Origin of the sequence: Nocardia sp. NPDC057668, from assembly GCF_042799795.1 — a bacterium.
GTDB lineage: Bacteria > Actinomycetota > Actinomycetes > Mycobacteriales > Mycobacteriaceae > Nocardia.
Map to the genome: position 1 here is coordinate 86,976 of NZ_JBHVIC010000002.1, position 19,925 is coordinate 106,900.

Genomic DNA, 19,925 nt, shown 5'->3' on the forward strand with positions numbered 1-19,925 from the left:
GTAGCCAGGCGGTCGCGCCGCTCCGCCACACCGCGCGCGGGCGGGTCAGCGTGGCGTGGTGGCCGGAGCCTCCGGTAAATAGTTGCTGAGCATGGTGTTCACGATGGGCGTATATCCCGGATTCGCGGGTGTTTCCGGCTTGACGAACATGTAGAGCACGAACGTCGCGAGCCAGACCGTGATCAGGACCGCCGTGGACTTACGTGTTTTCACTCAAACCCTCCCGGCGGAGTGCCGCGGCTACCCGCACGCGCAGCTCGCGCCCTACCTCGAACTGTTTGCCCGGCAGTGTCCGGGCAACCATCTTGATGTTCATCTGGTCGACCGTGAGATCTTCGACACCCATGACGCTGGGTTCGTCCAGCAGCAGGGTTTTCAGCTTGCGATCGGCGAACGCCTTGGCGCCCACCTCCCGCAGGATCTCGTTGACCCTGTTGATGTCGGCGGTCGCGGGCACGGGGACGTCGATGGCCGCACGAGCCCAATCCTTCGACAGATTGGTCACTTTCACGATCTGACCGTTCGGTACCGAAATGACCTCGCCGTCAGCGCTGCGCAAGGTCGTGATCCGCAGCGTCACGTCCTCGACCGTACCCTCGGCATCGACCGCGGATCCAGTCACCGCGATGCGCACGACATCGCCGAAACCGTATTGCCTTTCGGTGATCAGGAAGAATCCGGCGAGCAGATCCTGCACGATGCGCTGGGCGCCGAAACCCAGTGCGGCGCCGATCACCGCGGCCGGCGCGACCAGACCACCCAGTTGGAACCCCAAGCGCTGCAACACTTCCAGCGCGACCAGGAAGTAGACCAGCGACAGCACCACCCAGGTGAGCACCTGGGCGAGCGCGTGCCGATGCTTGGCGGCCTCGGTGCGCACCAGCGAATCGCTGCTGCGGAACGAGGCGTCGATCTTGCGCGTGATGCGGTCCCGGACGAACGTGACCGCACGCGCGAACAACATCGCGCCCACGATCAGCAGCACGATCTCGAGTCCGCTGGAACGGAACCAGTTCCCGAGATCGGACCCGGTGCCCGCGGCGAGAATCGAACTACTGCTCATACTGCCTCCGTACTGTCTTGCCTCCGCTGCGCCAGGGCTGTTCGCGATCCCGGCGGCCCGGAACTCCGGGGCACGCCATTCGGTTCAGCGCTCGGGCGGATCGCGAACATCGCAGTGCCGCAAACACACCCGAGGCACCACAGTACTGGCTGTCGCGGCGGCGCTCGGCGGGTCCGCGGCGCATCCGGCCCGGCTCCCGCGCGTCGCGATACCCCGTTCCGCGCGGGTCATGAGCCGGGGTGTCGCGAATTACGCCTGGGCTTCCCGCATGCGCCAGCGGATGCCGCTCTCGATGAACGCGTCGATGTCGCCGTCGAGTACCGCGGTCGGGTTGTTGACCTCGTAGTTGGTGCGCAGATCCTTGACCATCTGGTACGGGTGCAGCACGTAGGACCGCATCTGGTTGCCCCAGGACGCGCCCTCGTTGGTCTTGAGGGCGTCCATCTGGGCGCGCTCTTCCTGCCGCTTGCGCTCGAGCAGTTTGGCCTGCAGCACGCGCATGGCCGAAATCTTGTTCTGCAGCTGCGATTTCTCGTTCTGACAGGTGACCACGATGCCGGTCGGGATATGCGTCAGGCGGACCGCGGAGTCGGTGGTGTTGACCGACTGGCCGCCGGGGCCGGACGAGCGGTACACATCGACGCGGACCTCGCCGTCCGGGATCTCGATGTGGTCGGTGGTCTCGACCACGGGCAGCACCTCGACCTCGGCGAAGGAGGTCTGGCGCCGGCCCTGGTTGTCGAACGGGCTGATGCGCACCAGCCGGTGCGTGCCCATCTCCACCGACAGCGTGCCGTAGGCGTAGGGCGACTTCACCGCGAAGGTGGCCGACTTGATACCCGCCTCTTCCGCGTACGAGGTGTCGTAGATTTCGACGGGGTACTTGTGCCGCTCGGCCCAGCGCACGTACATGCGCATGAGCATCTGCGCCCAGTCCGCGGCGTCCACGCCGCCGGCGCCGGAGCGAATGTTGACCAGCGCCTCGCGCTTGTCGTATTCGCCGGCGAGCAGCGTGCGGACCTCCATGGCCTCCACGTCGGCGTGCAGCGCGGACCGTTCGGCGTCGGCGTCGGCGATGGCGGCCGCGCGGGCGTCGCCCTCCTCGTCCTCGGCCAGCTCGTACAGCACCGGCAGATCCTCGAGCCGCTGGCGCAGGCCCTGGACGCGGCGCAGTTCGGCCTGCGCGTGCGAGAGTTCGCTCGTCACCGCCTGGGCGTGGTCCTGGTTGTTCCACAGATCCGGGTCGGCGGCCTGGTGCTCCAGCTCGTTGATCCGCCGGACCAGTTCGTCGATATCGAGCACCGACTCCACGGTCTTCAGGGTCGCGTCGAGTTCGGCCAGGTCAGCGGATACGTCAGGATGCACGGTGTTCAAGGCTACCGACTGCCCCGCCCGCTCCACACTTCGACGCCCGGCAGCGGGTCGAACCGTGCCGGGCGAACCCGCGCGGGGGTCGCCGCGACCGGGTGCGGACGCGGCGCCGGGCAGTCAACCGGCGGCGGGGGCACTGCCCCGGCGGGAGGTATTCACCGACTTTCGCGATTTGTCGCTCATGACTCCACGATAACCACCCGCGCAAGGGAAATTCGCTGTGCCACTGGAACTCTCGTATAGTCGAACAGCTGCCATCGGGGAGGGAACCAGATGTGGATGCGTACGCGTGCCGTTTCACGCCTTCTCCGTGCTGCGCCGAAAAGCTCACGAGAGAAAGAAACCATCTCCGCAATGCGTAAATTCGCCGTTGTATCGCTCATCGCCCTCATGCCCTTCCTGGGAATGGGCGCCGCGCAGGCCGGGCCGTTCGACACCGGGTCGGGCGGCGGATCGTCCCAGCCGCGCACGGAGAACGAGCGTCGCTTCCTGCAGGAGGTCGAGGAAGACGGCTACATCATCGAGGACGAGAACGATGTGCTCAGCGACGGCTACGCCGTATGCGGCGTGCTGCGCAACGGCGGCACGAAATTCGACGCGGTGCTGGCGATGGACAGCCGGGGCCTCACGGAGGACGCCGCGATCGACGTGACGATCGACGCCTCGTTCTACCTGTGCCCGGAATTCCGGGACGCGCCGATCGGCTGATCGCGCGAATAGAGAATAGGAATGGAACCCTCGGGGATACCCGGGGGTTCCGTCATTTCCGGGAGGTCAGTTCGCCGCGGCGACGCTGAGGCGATCGGATTGGCGGCCGATCAGATCATCGAGCGCGACGGTGGTGGGTTCGTCTGCGGGCAGCTGGATGATCAGGCGCTGATCGTCCTCGGCGGGCAGGTCCAGGGTTTCGTGGGCCAGGCGCAGCATGCCGGCCTCGGGGTGGCGCAGGCGCGTGATGCCGGTGGCGTCGGGCAGGCTGGTGACCCGGGACAGGCGGCCGGTGAACTCCTCGCCCACGGTGTCGGCGAGTTCGTCGACGAGGGTCGCGGTGGCCGGGTCCGAACGGAACGGGCCGAACTTGAGGCAGGCGACCGTCTGATCGGCGGTGTGCTGCCAATCGGGGTAGATGTGCCGCGCGCGGGCGTCGGTGAAGACGTAGCGCGGGACGCTGGCGGGCAGGCCGTCGTCGAGCAGCCCGGTCGGGCCCATGAGGCGGCGGTAGCCCTCGGTGCAGGCCAGCACCTCCCCGGCGCGATTGTGGACCGAGGCGGGCGCGGGTTCGAGTTGATCCAGGATCGCGAGCATGGGCGCGCGCACGACCCGGGCGGGCTGCGGGTTGCCGGTGCAGGTGAATCCGGTCGTCTGGGCCTTGACCAGGCGGTGCAGGTGCACGCGTTCACTCGGGGTCATGTTGAGCGCGTTGGCGAGCGAGGACAGCACCGCCGAGGAGGGATGCCGGTCGCGGCCCTGTTCGAGCCGGGCGATGTATTCGACGCTCACCCCGGCCAGCGCGGCGAGTTCGGAGCGACGCAGGCCCGGCGTACGGCGGCGGGCGCCCGCCGGTAGTCCCACATCCCCCGGTACGACCCCCTGGCGCCGAATGCGAAGAAAAAGGCCCAACTCATTGTCGCTCACCCACAAACGGTAGCAAGGCGCGCAAGGCGCAAAGTCGCCCTGCCACTTCGCATCTCGGCGTGTTGCACGCTCCGCGCCCGGTATCGCGATCGCCGCTCCGGGCGAGCCGCGCGGTCGCCGGGAATTCGCGAGCGCGGGTATCGGCCCGGCTCGCACCGCGACTCCCGCAGCGGGAAGTTCGCTGCCGTCGCCGCGGTGTTACCCGGAGGGGCTAACGTACCCCCGGTGACCGCCTACTCCGCTGATCTCGAACTCGCCCTGCGGCTGGCCGACGCGGCCGACGCCATCACGCGCGACCGGTTCGGGGCCCTGGACCTGAAGATCGACGCCAAGCCGGATCTGACACCGGTCTCCGATGCCGACCTGGCCGTGGAGCGCATGGTGCGCGAGGTGCTCTCCGCCGAGCGCCCCGGCGATCTGGTGCTGGGCGAGGAATTCGGCGGCGACGCCGAATTCACCGGGCGCCAGTGGGTCATCGACCCGATCGACGGGACCAAGAACTTCGTGCGCGGCGTGCCGGTGTGGGCCTCGCTCATCTCGTTGCTCGAGGACGGCGTCCCGGTGGTCGGCGTGGTGAGCGCGCCCGCGCTGGCCCGGCGCTGGTGGGCCGCTTCGGGTGCGGGCGCGTGGACCAGTTTCGAGGGTGCCGAGCCGCGCGCCATCTCGGTGTCCGGCGTCGCCGAGCTGGGCGCGGCCTCGCTGGCGATCTCGAGCCTGTCCGGCTGGCGGGCGATCGGGCGGCGGGCCAAGCTCATCGCGCTCTCGGACGAGGTGTGGCGGGTGCGCGGCTACGGTGATTTCTTCGGGTACACGCTGCTGGCCGAGGGTGCGGTGGACATCTGCACCGAACCCGAACTCTCGCTGTGGGATATGGCCGCGCTCGACATTCTGATTCGCGAGGCGGGTGGGGTGTTCACGTCCCTGGACGGCAATCCCGGCCCGCACGGCGGCAGCGCCGTGGCCACCAATTCTCATCTGCAGGACCAGGTTCTGGCCGCACTGGCCGCCTGAGTCCGACGGGCCGCCGATTACGGCGCGGCCGAAGGTATTCGGCGCCGATCCGGGGCTGCGGTCCCGGCATCGGGTCGCCCGAAGGCAATGTCGCCGGTATCAGCCGAGCGGGATGCGCACCGAACCGAAGTCGATGAACGCGCCACCGGGGTTGGCCGAGCCGACGCTGACCGAGCCGAGGCCGATCTCGGTCTCGGTGTTCGGACCGCCCGCGGACAGGCTGACCGCCACGTCCTCCAGTTCCACGGCCTCGGCCTGGGCGGCGGGAGCGGACAGGAACAGCGCGGCGGCGATCAGGCCGGTGGTGCCGAGCACGGTTTTCATGGGTTACCTCCATCGGAACTGCTGTGCACCGGAGGGCGCTTCTGCTACACCCAAGGCATCGCGGTGCCCCTGCACCCTAGCCCGCACCGGGTCTTTCTGAAGCAAGTTTGTTTCACTAGACCCTGATTCGCGGGGCAAGGCCCGGAACGCACCGCTTCGACCTGCCGATTCGACAACCCTCGACGGTTGTTCTTACTCTGGAGTAAGATAGTCTTACTCTGGAGTAAGATTGCTGGGCAGGATCACCCTCCACACTCAAGAAAACTGGTGATTATGAGCACTCGAGACACCGCAAAGACGCGACGTCCTGATACTTCCGCCGTCGGCCTGAACCCGGTCAAGCGCGACTGGATGGGCGCGGCCATGCGGGTCATGACGACCATTACCGGGTCCCCGATCGCGGAGAAGTACAACCTGCGCAAGCCGATCGAGCGGCTGACGTACGAGGGCACCAAGACCGGCTTCCGCAGCCTCGGCGCCGCGACCCGCGTCTTCGAGAAGGTCGCCGGCGGCGGCGCGCCCAAGCGGCTGCCCGCCAACGAGTCCAAGAAGAAGGACTACTTCGACCTCACCCCGACCGACGAGCAGCAGATGATCGTCGAGACGGTGCGCGAGTTCGCCGAGGAGATCCTGCGTCCGGCCGCGTACGACGCCGACAATGCCGCCAAGGCGCCCCGCGATCTGCTGGAGCGCGCTTCGGAACTGGGCATCACGCTGATCAACGTGCCCGAGGAGCTCGAGGGCGCTGCCTCCGAGCGCGGCGCGGTCACCAATTCCCTTGTGGCCGAGGCGCTCGCGCACGGCGACATGGGCTTGGCGCTGCCGCTGCTCGCTCCGTCCGGCGTGGCCGTCGCGCTCTCCCAGTGGGGCACCGACGCGCAGCAGAAGACCTACCTCGGCGCGTTCGCCGGGGAGAGCGTGCCGCAGGCCTCGGTCGTCATCTCCGAGCCGCACGCGCTGTTCGATCCGTTCGCGCTGCGTACCAAGGCCACCCGCTCGCCCAGCGGTTTCCGCCTCAACGGCGTGAAGAGCCTGGTTCCGGCCGCCGGTGACGCCGAACTGTTCATCGTGGCCGCCGAACTCGACGGTCGCCCGGCCTTCTTCATCGTGGAGTCGGACACCGAGGGTGTGGTCGTGGAGGCCGATCCCAGCATGGGTCTGCGCGCCGCGGGTCTGGGCCGGCTGCTGCTGAACAACGTCGCGGTCTCGGCCAACGCCATTCTCGGCGATGCCGAAACCGCCGAGCGCACCGAGGATTACGCCGATGCCGTGCGCCTGGCCCGCCTGGGCTGGTCGTCGCTGGCGGTCGGCACCGGTCAGGCCGTGCTCGACTACGTGATTCCCTACGTGAAGGAGCGGGAGGCGTTCGGCGAGCCGATCGCGCACCGCCAGGCGGTGGCCTTCATGGTCGCCAACATGGCCATCGAGCTCGACGGACTTCGTCTCGTGACCCTGCGGGGTGCGTCACGCGCGGAGCAGGGCCTGTCGTTCGCTCGCGAGGCGGCGCTGGCCAAGAAGCTGGCCACCGAGAAGGGCATGCAGATCGGCCTGGACGGCGTGCAGCTGCTCGGCGGCCACGGCTTCACCAAGGAGCACCCGGTGGAGCGCTGGTACCGCGATCTTCGTGCCATCGGCGTTGCCGAGGGCGTAGTCCTTCTCTGACCCGACTTCTCAACGGAGAGACAAACTCATGATCAATCTCGAACTCCCCAAGAAGCTCCGGGCCAGCGCTAACCAGGCCCACCAGGTCGCCGCGGAGATCTTCCGCCCGGTGTCCCGCAAGTACGACCTGGCCGAGCACGAGTACCCGGTCGAGCTCGACACCATGGCCGCCATGATCGAGGGCCTGTCCGCTTCGGGCGAGCAGGACGTCTCGGGCGCCACCGGTGGCCGCAAGGCCGAGGAGAAGGACGAGCACGCCACCGAGCTGCTCGGAAACTCCAACGGCGGCAACATGTCCGCGCTGTTGAACGCCCTCGAGACCTGCTGGGGCGACGCCGGCCTGATGCTGTCCATCCCCTACCAGGGTCTGGGCAACGCCGCGATCGCCGCGGTGTCGACCGATGAGCAGCTGAAGCGTTTCGGCAAGGTGTGGGCCGCGATGGCCATCACCGAGCCGTCGTTCGGCTCGGACTCCGCGGCTGTCACGGCGACCGCGGTCCTCGACGGTGACGAGTGGGTGCTCAACGGCACCAAGATCTTCGTGACCGCCGGTTCGCGCGCCACCCACATCGTGGTGTGGGCGTCGGTGGACAAGTCCGCGGGCCGCGCGGCCATCAAGTCCTTCGTGGTGCCGCGTGATGCCAAGGGCCTGACCGTGTCTCGTCTCGAGCACAAGCTGGGCATCAAGGCCTCGGACACCGCCGAGATCCGGTTCGAGGATTGCCGCATCCCCGCGGACAACATCCTGGGCAGCCCGGAAGTCAACGTGGAGAAGGGTTTCGCGGGCGTCATGCAGACGTTCGACAACACCCGTCCCCTCGTTGCCGCCATGGCTGTCGGCGTCGGCCGCGCCGCGCTCGAAGAGCTCCGCACGGTGCTCGAGGACGCGGGCGTGGAGATCTCCTACGACAAGCCGGCCAACAACCAGCACGCCGCCGCCGCGGAGTTCCTTCGTATGGAAGCGGATTGGGAGTCGGCCTACCTGCTGTCCCTGCGCGCCGCCTGGATGGCCGACAACAAGAAGCCGAACTCCCTCGAGGCGTCGATGTCCAAGGCCAAGGCCGGCCGCATGGGCACCGACGTAACCCTGAAGGCCGTGGAGCTGGCCGGCCAGACCGGCTACTCCCAGCGCACCCTCCTGGAGAAGTGGGCCCGCGACTCGAAGATCCTCGACATCTTCGAAGGCACCCAGCAGATCCAGCAGCTGATCGTGGCTCGCCGCGTCCTCGGCCTGGGCTCGGACAAGCTGAAGTAAGTTCCGGCACAACGGGAAACCGGTGTGAGATCACTTGATCTCACACCGGTTTCTTCGTTTCGGACCGTGGGCAACCGCCGACATCGCCGCTGGATCGCTTGCGGCGCGGCGGTTTCAAGCCGGCCTGAGCGTCGCGGACTCGAGTCCATAAGCGCTTCCCAAGGTTCGGACAAGCCGCGCCGACGACACTGAACCGATGACGGCCTTTGTGACAGGGTCCTGCGGCTCGATCAGCGGCTGCGCCGGGGGTGACACGCCGCGGTCGTCGTTGCCTTGTCGGGCTCGATCGGTCCGGGAGGCGGGGTGGATCCGTTGCTGCGCATAGAGTCCGATCGGGGGCGGCTGCGGTGGCGGCGGCGGTTGGCCACGACGGCGATGTTCGCGCTCTCGACGCCTTCGATCGCGCTGGGGCTCATGATCGTGGCTTGGGCAGGCGGACTGTTCGGGCACGGGGGAACGATCGTATTCCTTTCGGTGTGGGCATTTATCGGCGCTGCGCTGCTGATAGTGACCATGTTGGCCGAGGGGTTTCGGCCGGCTTCGAATGCGCACGAATGGACCTCCGAGCAGATCGACCGGCTCGTCCCGGCGTGGCTCGATGTCGCCACGGCCGCAGGGGTTGTCGAGTCCGACTATGTGCTGTCGATCGATGAATCCACGGAGGTGCGGGCTTACGCCCGGGGTCGGTGGGCCGTCCATGTGAGCAGCGAGGCTGTGCGGCAGCTGCGCGAACCTCAGTTGCGGGCGATGCTCGCCCACGAGCTCGGCCACCTGCTCAGTACTCGCCGCAACGGCGCATCGGTCGTGGCCGGTTGGTGCGCGCTGCCTTTGCACGCGGTTCCCCGGCTGGCAATCGGCATCGCAAGGAAACCAGCCGACCTCGCACGGCACGGCGGACTGCTGCGAGTACTGCTCCTTTGTGCCGCGTTGGTGGTGTATCTCAGCACCCAAGCCTCGGTGCTGGTGGTACTGCTGGGCCCCTTCCACGCCTTCATCGCCGCTTTGCTGCTGATCATGGAATTGCTGGCCGAGCGAGCGACCCGTAGGTACGGCGAACGATTGGCCGACCGCGTCGCGGTGGATCTCGGCTTCGGCGACGGGCTGCTGACATTTTTCCGTGAGCACGGCCGCGATAATTGCTTCGGCCTGCCGGTCCGCCCCGATGAGCATCGTCTCCCCACTCAGCTCTTCGCACCGCTCTCTGCCTACCCGCTGACCCGAAAGCGCATCCGCGCGATCGAGTCTCGAATGAGTGCCCACGCGCGAGGAGCCGACTGAGCAGGCCTCGCGGCGCAGTTGGCACCGTGACCTCACGTCAGGAGCCACTCCGCGAGGAAGAGGACACCGCACACCGCCAGGTAGAGGGTGAGCAGACGGGCAACCGTCCAGGTTTCGGGAGGTGGCGGGGTGGACAGGAAGTAGCCCGCGGTCCGGGTCCGCGTGACCCAGGTAGTCCGCGAGCTCCTTGATCAAGGCGACGCGCAGCGCGGCTCCCTGAATCCGGTCGCCGCGGCACGTCGGTCGCGTCGGCCGCGCACAGCGCCCGCAAGGTACGACCACGACAGAAATGCCGCACTCTGGGATCAACAGAGCAGTGCTGGGTGCGACGTGAGCCGTCCCCGGCTTGCCCTCGCAGTTTCACTTGAAGCGAGGCGACGGTGGTGCGCCCGGCGGTCGTCACCACGACGCTGAACTTCGCAAAATGGCCGTTCCGAAAACCACGTGCTCACGCGCCGATTGAGCTGCTACGTTGCACGCCGACTCAAAAACGGAAGGTGAGATGAGCCAACACCCCAACAACCCGTATTGGTGCCAGAATCACGACCGCCCAAAGGCGATCCTGTCCCGGCGGGACTGGGAAGAAGCAGAGGCCGGAGGGTACATCACTGCAGACCACGTGCTAGATCGTCTCTACGCGATCGCCGTCCGCGAGTTCGGCGACAGTGGTCCTGCTGCCTACGACGAAGAGGGCTTCATGATCGCCCTCACCGCCGAGGGGATTCGCTGCCAGGGCGGGGTGACCTTGCAGGTGTACAACGACCATCCGCCGCCGCATGTGCACATCGTCATCAAAGCCGATCCTTCCAAGAAGCTCCGAATCAACCTTGAGACGGGCGAGATGATGGACGAAATTCCGAACGGTTGGGCGAAGAAACTCAAGGCCGCTCGTGGCTTGGTCAACCAGAACCACTCAGGTCTGTTGCAGTTGTGGGAGTCGAAGAACGGGCCGATCACTCGCGGGTGAGTACAACCGGGACTGCGCGGCTTCGGCCGCGTGGCCCTCCTGTGTGATGGCCTGCATTATGTTCCCGCCCACGTGCACCCGGCCGGGTGACGGCCCGGGAAAGTTCCGGGTGCACGCTTATCGGACCGGGGATCAGGACCGGCGGAACGCGCGGCGCAGGCCCTCCGGGAGGGGTTTCGGGTCGCGTTGGGCGGGGGCGCGGAGGTACCAGGAGGTCAGGGTCAGGGCCGTGAAGACCAGGGGGCTGATCCAGCGGGCGGGGGGATCGCCTACCGCCACGTGGGAAGCCGACGCACCCGCGTAGACGAAGACCAGGCCCGCGTAGGCCCATTCCTTCAGGCGGGGGAAGCCGGGGACCACCACCGCGCCTACCGCCAGGACCTTGGCCGCGCCGAGGATCGTGGCGAAGTACATGGGGTACCGGATCTCGGCGAACGTGTCCTGGACGTAGGGGACCCGGGCCAGGTCCCAGTAGGCGCCCACCACCGACTCGGTCAGGACGATGCCGGTGGTGGCGGCGAAGGCGGCGAACCTGGCGCGGGCGGTCCAGGTCGTGCCCGCCCACGAATCGATCAGGCCGGCGGAGCGTTCGGTAGCGGGCGCGGCCTCGCGGGACAGCTGTTGGGTGCTCATGATGTGGATCCCTAACGCTCGTCGACGATTTCGCCGGTCTCGACCACGGCGTCCACGGTCAGCGCCATGGTCGCGTCCACCAGGGGGAAGCCCTGGGACGCCCCGATCGCCGCGAGCATCTGCTCGGCCGAGTCCCAGCGCCAGGTGTCGGAGTAGCTGCCGTCTTCCAGACGGGTGAGGCGGGTTTCGGTCAGGCCGGGGTTGTTCATCCGGATCCCGTTGATGAGGGTGGTGCGCTGGGCCAGCAGCGCGTCGAGCCGCTCGTCCTCGACGCGGTAGTGGTGGATTCTGATGACGGGCATGACAGGCTCCTCGCTGTGCGAATAATGCTGCGGGAGAACTGCTTTCCCGCCGCGTTCGGTACAGCTCAATCCTGTTCCGTCGCGGGCGCGGCGGGTAGTGCGCCGCGCACCGATCCGGTATGCGTTGTCACGGCCGGAACCGTGCAATCTGCATATTCGGTGACCGGAACCTCTGCCGTGAGCTGGAATTCGCCATCGGCCACCTCCACGCGGAACACCCCGCCGGCCTCGGTCACCCGGGCACGCATGTTCCGCAACCCCTGACCGGCCCCGTCCGCAACGGCCCCGGCCCCGTCGTTGCGCACGGTCAGCCGCAGCCGGTTCTCGCGCACCCGGCACTCGATCCACACCCGCGTCGCCGCGCTGTGCCGCAGGACGTTCGTGACCGCCTCCCGCACCACCGGCGCGAGTACCGCACCCGCCAGCTCGGGCAGCGAGTCGTCTCGATCCAGCCGCACCCGCGCCCCGTCCGCACCGACCGCCAGTGCCGCGGAACGCAATTCGTGCCCAAGCGCCTTGGTCCCCCGCGCGTCCGCCATCCGCCGCGCCTCGCCCCGCGCCTCCCCCGCGATCCGCAGCGCCTCCTCGATCTCGGCAGCCGCCCGCCGCGGATCGCGCGTGATCAACTCGGTGATCAGATCACTCTTGAGCGCGAGCACCGACAGCGTCAGCCCCAGCAGATCGTGAATATCGCGCGCCACCCGTAATCGCTCCACCTGCAAGGTGATTCGCACCAGCTCGGCGCGCGAGCGATTGAGCTCGACGGACAGCCGCCAGAACCGCGCCAGCCCGACCAGCACCAGCGTCGCCTCCATCGCGAGAATCACCCAGCCCGCCCGCATCCCGAGCCGTTCGGCCGGCTCGGTATAGGCCCCGCGCAGCGCGAACAACCCGCCCACCACCACCCAGGCCCACACCCCGCGCTGGGTCAGCAGCACCGAGGCCGCCAGCAGGATCAGCCACACGCACCACGAACTCCCCAGCCACGGCAGCGGAATCAACGCGATCCCCGCCTGCACCGCCAAGCACGCCGTGGCCCACCGCGGCCAGTACAGCTCGGCCAGCAACAGCGCCGACATGGCCGCGCCCCCGACCGCGATGAACGGCCGGTGCTGCCCGCTCTCGAGCACCTGATTCACCGTCCACGACGCGAGACTCACCGCCAAGGTGAGCAGCGTCAGCCGCGGCAGCAACCGCGCCACCGGCTCGTGATCACGCGGCAGCACCGCGACATCCCGGTGCAGCGCCGCTGTTTCGCGCACGGTCTCGGTCATCGCCCGGGTGGCCAGCGCGGCCGCGACCGCCGCGGCCCGCGCCCGCACGGGATCGCGCTCCACCTCGCGCCCGGCCTCGCCCAGCAAACTCATGACCGCGCCGAGCCGCCCGCCCAGCGCCGCCCGCAGCCGCCCGGCCACCCGTAACCGCTCCCGCGCCAGGGTGACCCGAGCCAGATCGTCCCGGGTCGCGGTCAGCCGATCCACCAGCGCGGGCAGCCGCAACAGGCTGTACATGACGATCGCGATGGCGCCGGTGGTGAGCACGCCGTAGGCGAAGGCGTGCGAATCACCCCGCCAGCTCTCCCGCGTGAATCCCGCACCCGCGACGACGAGAAAGAACAGCACCCAGCGCCACCGGGTCGGCACACACCACAGCACCGTCACCGCCAGCACGCTGCCCTGGTACGCCGCCGATCCCCCGACCAGCGGAATCGGCAGATACGTCAGGGTGATCTGCGCGAGCAGCACCCACTGCCGGGTCGAGGCGCGCCGCTCGGCCAGCACCAGCAAACCGACCTGGAACGCGCAGCCGCCCAACGCCAGTGCGTCGGCCCCGCCCACCGCGAACGAGAGGGTGAACAGGACCAGGAAGAGGTATCCGATCGACTTATGGAGCAGCGGCACGCCATTGATTGCAACCCGGGGAAGGTGTCGGAGGCAATCGGGGTTGTTCCCGAGGTGAACCAAGGTGACGAGCGACGAACGATCCGGGTGCTGGTCGCCGAGGACATGTGCCTGCTGCGCGAAACGCTGGTGGCCTCCCTGGAACTGGAGGCGGACATCGAGATCGTGGCCGCCCTGGATTCCGGCGCGGCCATCGTGCGCACGGCGATCACCACCCGCGCCGACGTCGCCATCGTGGACATCGATCTGCCGGACGTGGACGGCCTCACCGCCGCCGCGGAACTGCGGGAACGGCATCCCGCCTGCCGGGTGCTGATCCTGACCGCGCTGGCCAGTCCCGCACATCTCAAGCGCGCCATGGACATCGGCGCGGGCGGCTTCGTCCTCAAGGACAGTCCCCGGCACGAACTCGTCTGCGCGGTCCGCACGGTCGCCGCGGGCGGCCGGGTGCTGGACGCGGATCTGGCCTGTTCCGCGCTGCGCATGCCCGCCAATCCGCTCACCGATCGCGAAGTGGAAGTGCTGCGCTGCTTCTCCGAGGGCGCGGACCCCAGGGACATCGCCGCGCGCCTGCACCTGTCCTACGGCACCGTGCGCAACTATCTCGCCGCCACGGTCACCAAACTCCAGGCCCGCAATCGCGTGGACGCGGTCCGCCTGGCCACCGACTCCGGCTGGCTGTGATCACGCGGCGAAAGCCCTTCGGACAACTCGATTCCCGGGCGGCCGGCCCGAGGAATTCCGGGTGGCGCGGCCGATGAATCTCAGCTAACCCAGCCGATACATCGGGAGAATCTCAGCTTCATACACGGTGCCCACAATCGACAGATGTTGAACCCCGGCCCCACCGTCGCGGAGATTCTGGCCTCGCACGAGAGCGGCAGCGGCTCCCCGACCAATACCGCTGCCCGCGTGGCGGATGCGATCGCGGCCCGCGGCGCGGACGGCACCTGGATCACCACCGTGCCCCGCGATCGCCTGCTGGCGGACGCCGCGGAGATCGAACGCCGCCCGGGAGCGCGCACCCTGCCGCTGTACGGCGTGCCCTTCGGGGTGAAGGACAGCATCGATGTGGCGGGCTGGCCCACCACGCTGGCCTGCCCCGACTACGCCTACACCGCGACCGAGACCGCACCCGCGGTGCAGCGCCTGCTGGACGCGGGCGCGCTGTTCGTCGGCAAGACCAACCTGGACCAGTTCGCGACCGGCCTGAACGGCACCAGGACCCCGTATCCGGTGCCGCGCAGCGTCTTCGGCGGTGACCTGATCTCGGGCGGTTCCAGTTCCGGATCGGCGCTGGCGGTGGCGCTGGGCCAGGTGTCCTTCTGCGTGGCCACCGACACCGCCGGCTCGGGCCGGGTTCCGGCCGCGCTGAACGGGATCGTGGGCTGGAAGCCCTCGCGGGGGCTGATCAGCACGGTGGGCCTGGTCCCGGCGTGCAAATCCCTGGACTGCATGACGTTGATGGCCTCGAGCATCGAGGATCTGGACCGCGTGTTCGACGTGATCGCGGGCCTGGACCCCGCCGACGCGTGGAGCCGGGCGCGCGGGCCGCGCTTCTCGGGCGATCGGCTGCGCGTCGGCCTGCCCGCCCCGTCGGAACTGGAGTTCTTCGGCGACGAAGTCTTCCGGGCCGCGCACCTGGGCATGCGGGACCGGCTGGCCCGGCTCGGATTCGACTGCGCGCCAACCACCCTGATGCCGTTCCTGAACGCCGGAGCGCTGCTGTACGAAGGCCCCTGGGTGGCCGAACGCCTGGTGGAGTTCGACGATTTCCTGACCGGCAAGCCCGAGTCCATGCTGCCGGTGGTGCGCGAGATCTTCACCGGCGCGAAGCGCTTCGACGCGGTCGACGTCTTCCGCGCCCAGCAGCGGCTGCAGGAACTGAAGTCCGTGGTCGCCCGGATCTGGACCGATATCGACGTGGTCATGGTCCCGACCATCGGCACCACCTTCACCGTGGCGCAGGTCGAAGCCGATCCCATCGCCACCAACACCGTGCTCGGTCACTACACCCACTTCGGAAACCTGCTGGACCTGACCGCGATAGCGGTCCCGGTCGGCAGCACCGCGGACGGGCGGCCGCTCTCGGTCATGATCTTCGGCCCCGCGCTGGCCGATGACACCGTGCTCGCCGCGGCCGCTCGCATCCTCGACGAGCCGCGCCCATTGCTCGGGCACGCGGATTTCCGGCTCGCACAGAGAGAACGACGATGACAGCGGTTCACTACATACCGGCGCGACCGGCGCCCTTCGAATTCACCCCGGCCGCCACGGCCCTGCTCGTCATCGACATGCAGCGAGACTTCCTGCTGCCGGGCGGATTCGGCGCCAGCCTGGGCAACGACGTGGAGCTGCTGCGCACGGTGATCGAACCGCTGGCGCGGCTCATGGCGGCGGCCCGCGCGGCGGGCATCCCGGTGATCCACACCCGCGAAGGCCATCTGCCCGATCTCTCGGACTGCCCGCCCTCGAAACTGCTGCGCGGCAGTCCGACCCAGCGCATCGGCGATCCGGGCCGGTACGGCCGGCTGCTGGTGCGCGGCGAGTACGGCCACGACATCATCGACGAACTCGCCCCCGCCCCCGGCGAAGTGGTGATCGACAAACCCGGCAAGGGCGCGTTCTACGCCACCGAACTCAGCGCGGTCCTGACCGCGCGCTCGATCGATTCGCTGCTGGTCACCGGCGTCACCACCGAGGTGTGCGTGCACACCACGGTCCGCGAAGCCAATGACCGCGGCTACGAATGCCTGGTCGTATCCGACTGCGTTGGTTCGTATTTCCCGGAGTTCCAGCGCGCCGGACTGGAGATGATCGCCGCTCAGGGCGGCATCTTCGGCTGGGTCGCCGATTCCGCGGCCGTCATCTCCACCCTCGCGGATACCGCCCCCGCGAAACACCCGGCCGCCTGACGCGCCCCGGCTCAGTGAACAGGAAGCACCATGTCCGCCGATACCCGAACCCCTGACGAAACCGGCTCTCCCACAACGCTGTCGCTGCCCTGGTGGACGCGCGGGGACACCAATGCCTTCTTCGGCCTGTCCTTCAACATCCTGGTCAACGTCCTCACCCTGACCACGCTGTCCATCGCGGTGGTCAAGATTCCGAGCGGCGATGTACTCGGCACCGTGCTACCCGCCCTGGGCGTGGCGCTGGTGCTGGGCAATCTGTATTACATGGTGCTGGCGCGCCGCCTCGCACGCCGCGAGAACCGGGACACGGTGACCGCGTTGCCCTACGGTCCCAGCGTCCCGCACATGTTCATCGTGGTGTTCGTGGTCATGCTGCCGATCTACCTGAAGACCAATGATCCCCTGCAGGCCTGGTCGGCGGGTCTGGCGTGGGCGTTCATGATCGGCGTCATCGTGATGATCGGGGCGTTCGTCGGCCCGTTCATCCGCAGGATCACCCCGCGCGCGGCCATGCTCGGCACCCTGGCCGGCATTTCCATCACCTTCATCGCCATGCGGCCCGCCGCCCAGATGTGGGAGGCCGCGTGGATCGGCCTGCCGGTGCTCGCCATCATCCTGATCGGCTTCTTCACCGACGCCAAGCTGCCCGGCAACATCCCCATCGGCCTGGTCGCGCTGCTGGTCGGCACCGCCATCGGCTGGATCGGCGGATACATGTCCGCGCCCGACGTCGCCCAGGCCGCGCGCGACATCGCGCTGGGCCTGCCCGATCTGCGCCTGGATCTGCTCGCGGACGGTCTCGGCAATCTCGCACCGCTGCTGGCCACCGCGATACCGCTGGGCGTCTACAACTTCACCGAGGCCATGAGCAACGTGGAGAGCGCGGCCGCGGCCGGGGACAACTACAACCTGCGCAGTGTGCTGCTGGCCGACGGTTTCGGCGCGATCATCGGCTCCGGATTCGGCTCGCCGTTCCCGCCCGCGGTCTACATCGGTCACCCCGGCTGGAAGGACGCGGGCGGTCGCACCGGGTACTCGCTCGCCAGCGGCGGCATCATCGGATTGATGTGCCTGCTCGGGCTTTTCGGCCTGCTGGCCACCCTGCTGCCGATTCCCGCCATCGTCCCGATCCTGCTCTACATCGGCCTGCTGATCGGCGCGCAGGCGTTCCAGGCGGTGCCCAGGCTGCACGCGGTCGCGGTGGTGGCGGCGCTGCTGCCCAATCTCGCCGAATGGGGTGTGGGACAGATCGACAACGCGCTCAGCGCCGCGGGCACCTCGGCGAGCAAGATCGGCTCGGACGCGCTCGGGCAGGCGGGCGTGGTCTACGACGGACTGAAAACGCTCGGCGCGGGCGCGGTGCTGGCCGGGCTGGTGCTGGGCACCATCGTGACCTTCATCCTGGACAAGCGATTCCGGGCGGCGGCACTGGCCGCGGCGGTCGGCGCGGCGCTGAGCTTCATCGGGCTCATCCACGCCGCCGAGGTCGATTGGGCGGCCGCGCCCAAGGTGGCGCTGGGCTACCTGTTCTTCGCGCTGGTGTGCCTGGCCTGGTCGGTACTGCCCGCGGCCGCTACGCCGGACGCGGATCCGCCCGCCGAGGAGGCGGTCCCGGCCCCCACCTCGCCCACCCCGACGACGTCCACGGCCGCCGCTCCCGATGCGCCCGCGACCACGCCGCCGCCGGACACGACCACCGATTCCGCCCGTACGTCCCCGGCCGCCGAGACCACCGACTCCGCTCCCTCACCATCGGAGTCGGCGCCGGCGCGGGCCGCGTCCACGCCGACCGAGTCCTCGTCCTCGTCGGTCTGAGCACGCCCGCGCCACCGCGACGCCGATGTCCCGCCGCGTCGGGCGGGGCATCGGCGTCGCCCGGGTCGCCGTCCGGGCGGCCGCTCGCGGACAGGCGACCTGCCGTGCCGGGCAAGGCAATCCGCCATGCCCGGCGAGACCGTCCGCCACCTGGGCCGACAGGCAATTCGGCGCGCCCGCGGAGTGGATACTTTGCGGGCCGCCGGAGGGCGGGGCACACTCGGGACTGTGACACCGAATTCGTTGGGGCGGGTTTCTGAACTGGGCGGTTGGTCATGAGTGTGCTGGCTCGGGGTGAGAACCGGCCCGCGCCCGGCGAGCGCATGACGATCACCGTCACCAGCGCCGCCGGGGTGGATGTTTCCGCGCTGCTGCTGGGCGGCAACGGCAAGGTCCGCTCGGACGCGGACTTCGTCTTCTTCAATCAGCCGGCCGGGCCGGGGGTGACGTACCGCCACGGCCGCGGCGCGGGCGACATGGTCGACGTGCAGACCGGCGCACTGCCCCCGGACGTCGAGCGCGTGGTGATCACCGCGAGCCTGGACGGCAGCGGCCCGCCCACCTTCGCCTCGGCCGGGCCGCTCACCGCGACCATCGGATCCGACTCGGGCACTTTGAGTTTCCCCACCACCGGACTCACCACCGAGTCGGCCGTGGTGTGCGTGGAGATCTACCGGCGGTCCGGGGCGTGGAAGGTGCGCGCGGTCGGCCAGGGCTATGACGACGGGCTGGCGGGCATCGCCTCCGCGTTCGGGGTGAACATCGACGATGAGCCCGAACCCGCCGCGCCCCCGGCCCCGCCCGCGATGCCGGGCACCTACCCGCCGCCGAGCGGGTATCCGGCCCCCAATGCTCCCGCGCAGCAGCAGTATTCGCCGCCGCCCGCGCAGCAGCCGCCACACTCCCCGCCCCCGGCGTACTCCCCGCCGCCCCCGCCCCCGGCGTATCCCACGCCCGCCCCGGCCTATTCGGCGCCCGCCGCGCCCCAGGCACCCGCATATCAGCAAGGAGCGCAAGCCATGCAGAGCGATCTCTTCGATCCCCGTCATGCCGAGGTCGGGGGCGCGGGCATTCAGAAGCAGGGCGGCAAGATGATTCGCGTCGCGGTCAACGGCGAGGTCATGGCGCGCGCCGGATCGATGGTGGCCTACCAGGGTGATCTGCAGTTCAAGGCGCTGGGCTCCGGCGGCATCGGGCGGGCGATCCAGCAGCGACTGACCGGCGAGGGCGTTCCGCTCATGAAGGTCACCGGACGCGGGGATCTGTTCCTGGCCGACTCGGCGTCCGACGTGCACACCGTGGATCTGGACGGCTCGGACGGGCTCACCATCAACGGTTCCAACGTGCTGGCCTTCGAACCCTCGCTGAGCTACAACATCCGCCGGGTCGAGGGCGCGGCCGGATACGCCAGCAACGCGGGCCTTTTCAACTGTGTCTTCACCGGCCGCGGGCGGATCGCCATCACCACCCACGGTTCGCCGGTGGTGCTGCAGGTCGATCAGCCGACGTACGCCGATCCGCAGGCGGCGGTGGCGTGGTCGTCGAGTCTGCACACCGGCATCAAACGCAACGACTCGTTCGGCTTCAGCAGGCTCATGGGCCGCAGCACCGGCGAGGGCATCACCCTGTCGTTCTCCGGGCGCGGATTCGTCATCGTGCAGCCGTCCGAGCTGCCGCCGGGCGGCCTGCTCGGCGGGACCGGCGGCGGGCAGCAGTCCGGGCAGAGCGGTGGCATGCTCGGCGGCATTCTCGGGTAGCGGTCGCCGCCGGCTCGTTCACGACCGGGCGGGCCG

The 19,925-nt window shown here is 68.9% G+C and carries 19 protein-coding genes; 11 read left to right on the forward strand and 8 right to left on the reverse strand.

Annotation, left to right across the window (positions count from 1 at the left end):
- Nucleotides 1–45 precede the first annotated feature (45 nt).
- The 3 genes from ACFVBH_RS13370 to prfB form a co-directional block, all read right to left on the reverse strand.
- Nucleotides 46–213, reverse strand: a complete 168-nt coding sequence (locus ACFVBH_RS13370) for a hypothetical protein (RefSeq protein ID WP_354991225.1) — start codon at nucleotides 211–213, stop codon at nucleotides 46–48.
- Entirely contained in the window at nucleotides 200–1,063 is an 864-nt protein-coding gene (locus ACFVBH_RS13375) for a mechanosensitive ion channel family protein (protein ID WP_354991226.1), read from the reverse strand. Before ACFVBH_RS13375 ends, ACFVBH_RS13370 begins: the two co-directional genes overlap by 14 nt.
- A gap of 249 nt (nucleotides 1,064–1,312) precedes the next feature.
- Nucleotides 1,313–2,428 carry a peptide chain release factor 2 gene (gene prfB, locus ACFVBH_RS13380; protein ID WP_379001862.1) on the reverse strand — a complete coding sequence of 372 codons (1,116 nt, stop codon included), beginning with the start codon at nucleotides 2,426–2,428 and terminating at the stop codon, nucleotides 1,313–1,315.
- A gap of 360 nt (nucleotides 2,429–2,788) precedes the next feature.
- Here prfB and ACFVBH_RS13385 point away from each other — a divergent pair, with 360 nt between their 5' ends.
- Nucleotides 2,789–3,142, forward strand: a complete 354-nt coding sequence (locus ACFVBH_RS13385; protein WP_379001864.1) for a DUF732 domain-containing protein — start codon at nucleotides 2,789–2,791, stop codon at nucleotides 3,140–3,142.
- 66 nt (nucleotides 3,143–3,208) lie between these two features.
- On the opposite strand, the gene ACFVBH_RS13390 is transcribed toward ACFVBH_RS13385, so the two are convergent.
- Nucleotides 3,209–4,069: a helix-turn-helix transcriptional regulator gene (locus ACFVBH_RS13390; RefSeq protein ID WP_354991229.1), complete on the reverse strand. Its 861-nt coding sequence runs from the start codon at nucleotides 4,067–4,069 to the stop codon at nucleotides 3,209–3,211.
- A gap of 225 nt (nucleotides 4,070–4,294) precedes the next feature.
- Here ACFVBH_RS13390 and hisN point away from each other — a divergent pair, with 225 nt between their 5' ends.
- Nucleotides 4,295–5,080, forward strand: coding sequence for a histidinol-phosphatase (gene hisN / locus ACFVBH_RS13395; RefSeq protein ID WP_354991230.1), 786 nt, complete (start codon nucleotides 4,295–4,297; stop codon nucleotides 5,078–5,080).
- Between the two features lie 99 nt (nucleotides 5,081–5,179).
- Here the strand turns inward: hisN and ACFVBH_RS13400 are convergent, their stop codons facing one another.
- Entirely contained in the window at nucleotides 5,180–5,404 is a 225-nt protein-coding gene (locus ACFVBH_RS13400) for a hypothetical protein (protein WP_354991231.1), read from the reverse strand.
- 267 nt (nucleotides 5,405–5,671) lie between these two features.
- Here ACFVBH_RS13400 and ACFVBH_RS13405 point away from each other — a divergent pair, with 267 nt between their 5' ends.
- The 4 genes from ACFVBH_RS13405 (at nucleotide 5,672) to ACFVBH_RS13420 (ending at nucleotide 10,566) form a co-directional block, all read left to right on the forward strand.
- Nucleotides 5,672–7,066: an acyl-CoA dehydrogenase family protein gene (locus ACFVBH_RS13405; protein WP_379001866.1), complete on the forward strand. Its 1,395-nt coding sequence runs from the start codon at nucleotides 5,672–5,674 to the stop codon at nucleotides 7,064–7,066.
- Nucleotides 7,067–7,094: 28 nt separating this feature from the next.
- Entirely contained in the window at nucleotides 7,095–8,321 is a 1,227-nt protein-coding gene (locus ACFVBH_RS13410) for an acyl-CoA dehydrogenase family protein (protein WP_379001868.1), read from the forward strand.
- A gap of 303 nt (nucleotides 8,322–8,624) precedes the next feature.
- Nucleotides 8,625–9,599 carry a M48 family metalloprotease gene (locus ACFVBH_RS13415; protein ID WP_379001870.1) on the forward strand — a complete coding sequence of 325 codons (975 nt, stop codon included), beginning with the start codon at nucleotides 8,625–8,627 and terminating at the stop codon, nucleotides 9,597–9,599.
- 502 nt (nucleotides 9,600–10,101) lie between these two features.
- Complete coding sequence (locus ACFVBH_RS13420; RefSeq protein WP_379001872.1) at nucleotides 10,102–10,566, forward strand: DUF4160 domain-containing protein; 465 nt, start codon at nucleotides 10,102–10,104, stop codon at nucleotides 10,564–10,566.
- Nucleotides 10,567–10,698: 132 nt separating this feature from the next.
- On the opposite strand, the gene ACFVBH_RS13425 is transcribed toward ACFVBH_RS13420, so the two are convergent.
- From ACFVBH_RS13425 to ACFVBH_RS13435, 3 genes are all read right to left on the reverse strand, one after another.
- Entirely contained in the window at nucleotides 10,699–11,199 is a 501-nt protein-coding gene (locus tag ACFVBH_RS13425; RefSeq protein WP_379001874.1) for a DoxX family protein, read from the reverse strand.
- Nucleotides 11,200–11,210: 11 nt separating this feature from the next.
- Complete coding sequence (locus ACFVBH_RS13430) at nucleotides 11,211–11,501, reverse strand: hypothetical protein (RefSeq protein WP_354991236.1); 291 nt, start codon at nucleotides 11,499–11,501, stop codon at nucleotides 11,211–11,213.
- Nucleotides 11,502–11,566: 65 nt separating this feature from the next.
- Complete coding sequence (locus ACFVBH_RS13435) at nucleotides 11,567–13,402, reverse strand: sensor histidine kinase (RefSeq protein ID WP_379001876.1); 1,836 nt, start codon at nucleotides 13,400–13,402, stop codon at nucleotides 11,567–11,569.
- 54 nt (nucleotides 13,403–13,456) lie between these two features.
- Here ACFVBH_RS13435 and ACFVBH_RS13440 point away from each other — a divergent pair, with 54 nt between their 5' ends.
- The 5 genes from ACFVBH_RS13440 (at nucleotide 13,457) to ACFVBH_RS13460 (ending at nucleotide 19,889) form a co-directional block, all read left to right on the forward strand.
- The gene (locus ACFVBH_RS13440; protein ID WP_379001878.1) at nucleotides 13,457–14,086 is read left to right on the forward strand and encodes a DNA-binding response regulator; all 630 of its coding nucleotides are present in this window, start codon (nucleotides 13,457–13,459) and stop codon (nucleotides 14,084–14,086) included.
- Nucleotides 14,087–14,230: 144 nt separating this feature from the next.
- Nucleotides 14,231–15,619 carry an allophanate hydrolase gene (locus ACFVBH_RS13445; RefSeq protein WP_379001880.1) on the forward strand — a complete coding sequence of 463 codons (1,389 nt, stop codon included), beginning with the start codon at nucleotides 14,231–14,233 and terminating at the stop codon, nucleotides 15,617–15,619.
- Nucleotides 15,616–16,317 (forward strand): cysteine hydrolase, encoded by a 702-nt coding sequence (locus tag ACFVBH_RS13450; RefSeq protein ID WP_354991276.1) that lies wholly within the window; start codon nucleotides 15,616–15,618, stop codon nucleotides 16,315–16,317. The genes ACFVBH_RS13445 and ACFVBH_RS13450 overlap by 4 nt, the downstream gene beginning before the upstream one ends.
- Nucleotides 16,318–16,347: 30 nt before the next feature.
- Complete coding sequence (locus ACFVBH_RS13455; RefSeq protein ID WP_379001883.1) at nucleotides 16,348–18,132, forward strand: regulator; 1,785 nt, start codon at nucleotides 16,348–16,350, stop codon at nucleotides 18,130–18,132.
- A gap of 275 nt (nucleotides 18,133–18,407) precedes the next feature.
- Nucleotides 18,408–19,889 (forward strand): AIM24 family protein, encoded by a 1,482-nt coding sequence (locus ACFVBH_RS13460; protein WP_354991274.1) that lies wholly within the window; start codon nucleotides 18,408–18,410, stop codon nucleotides 19,887–19,889.
- The last annotated feature ends 36 nt before the right edge of the window (nucleotides 19,890–19,925 follow it).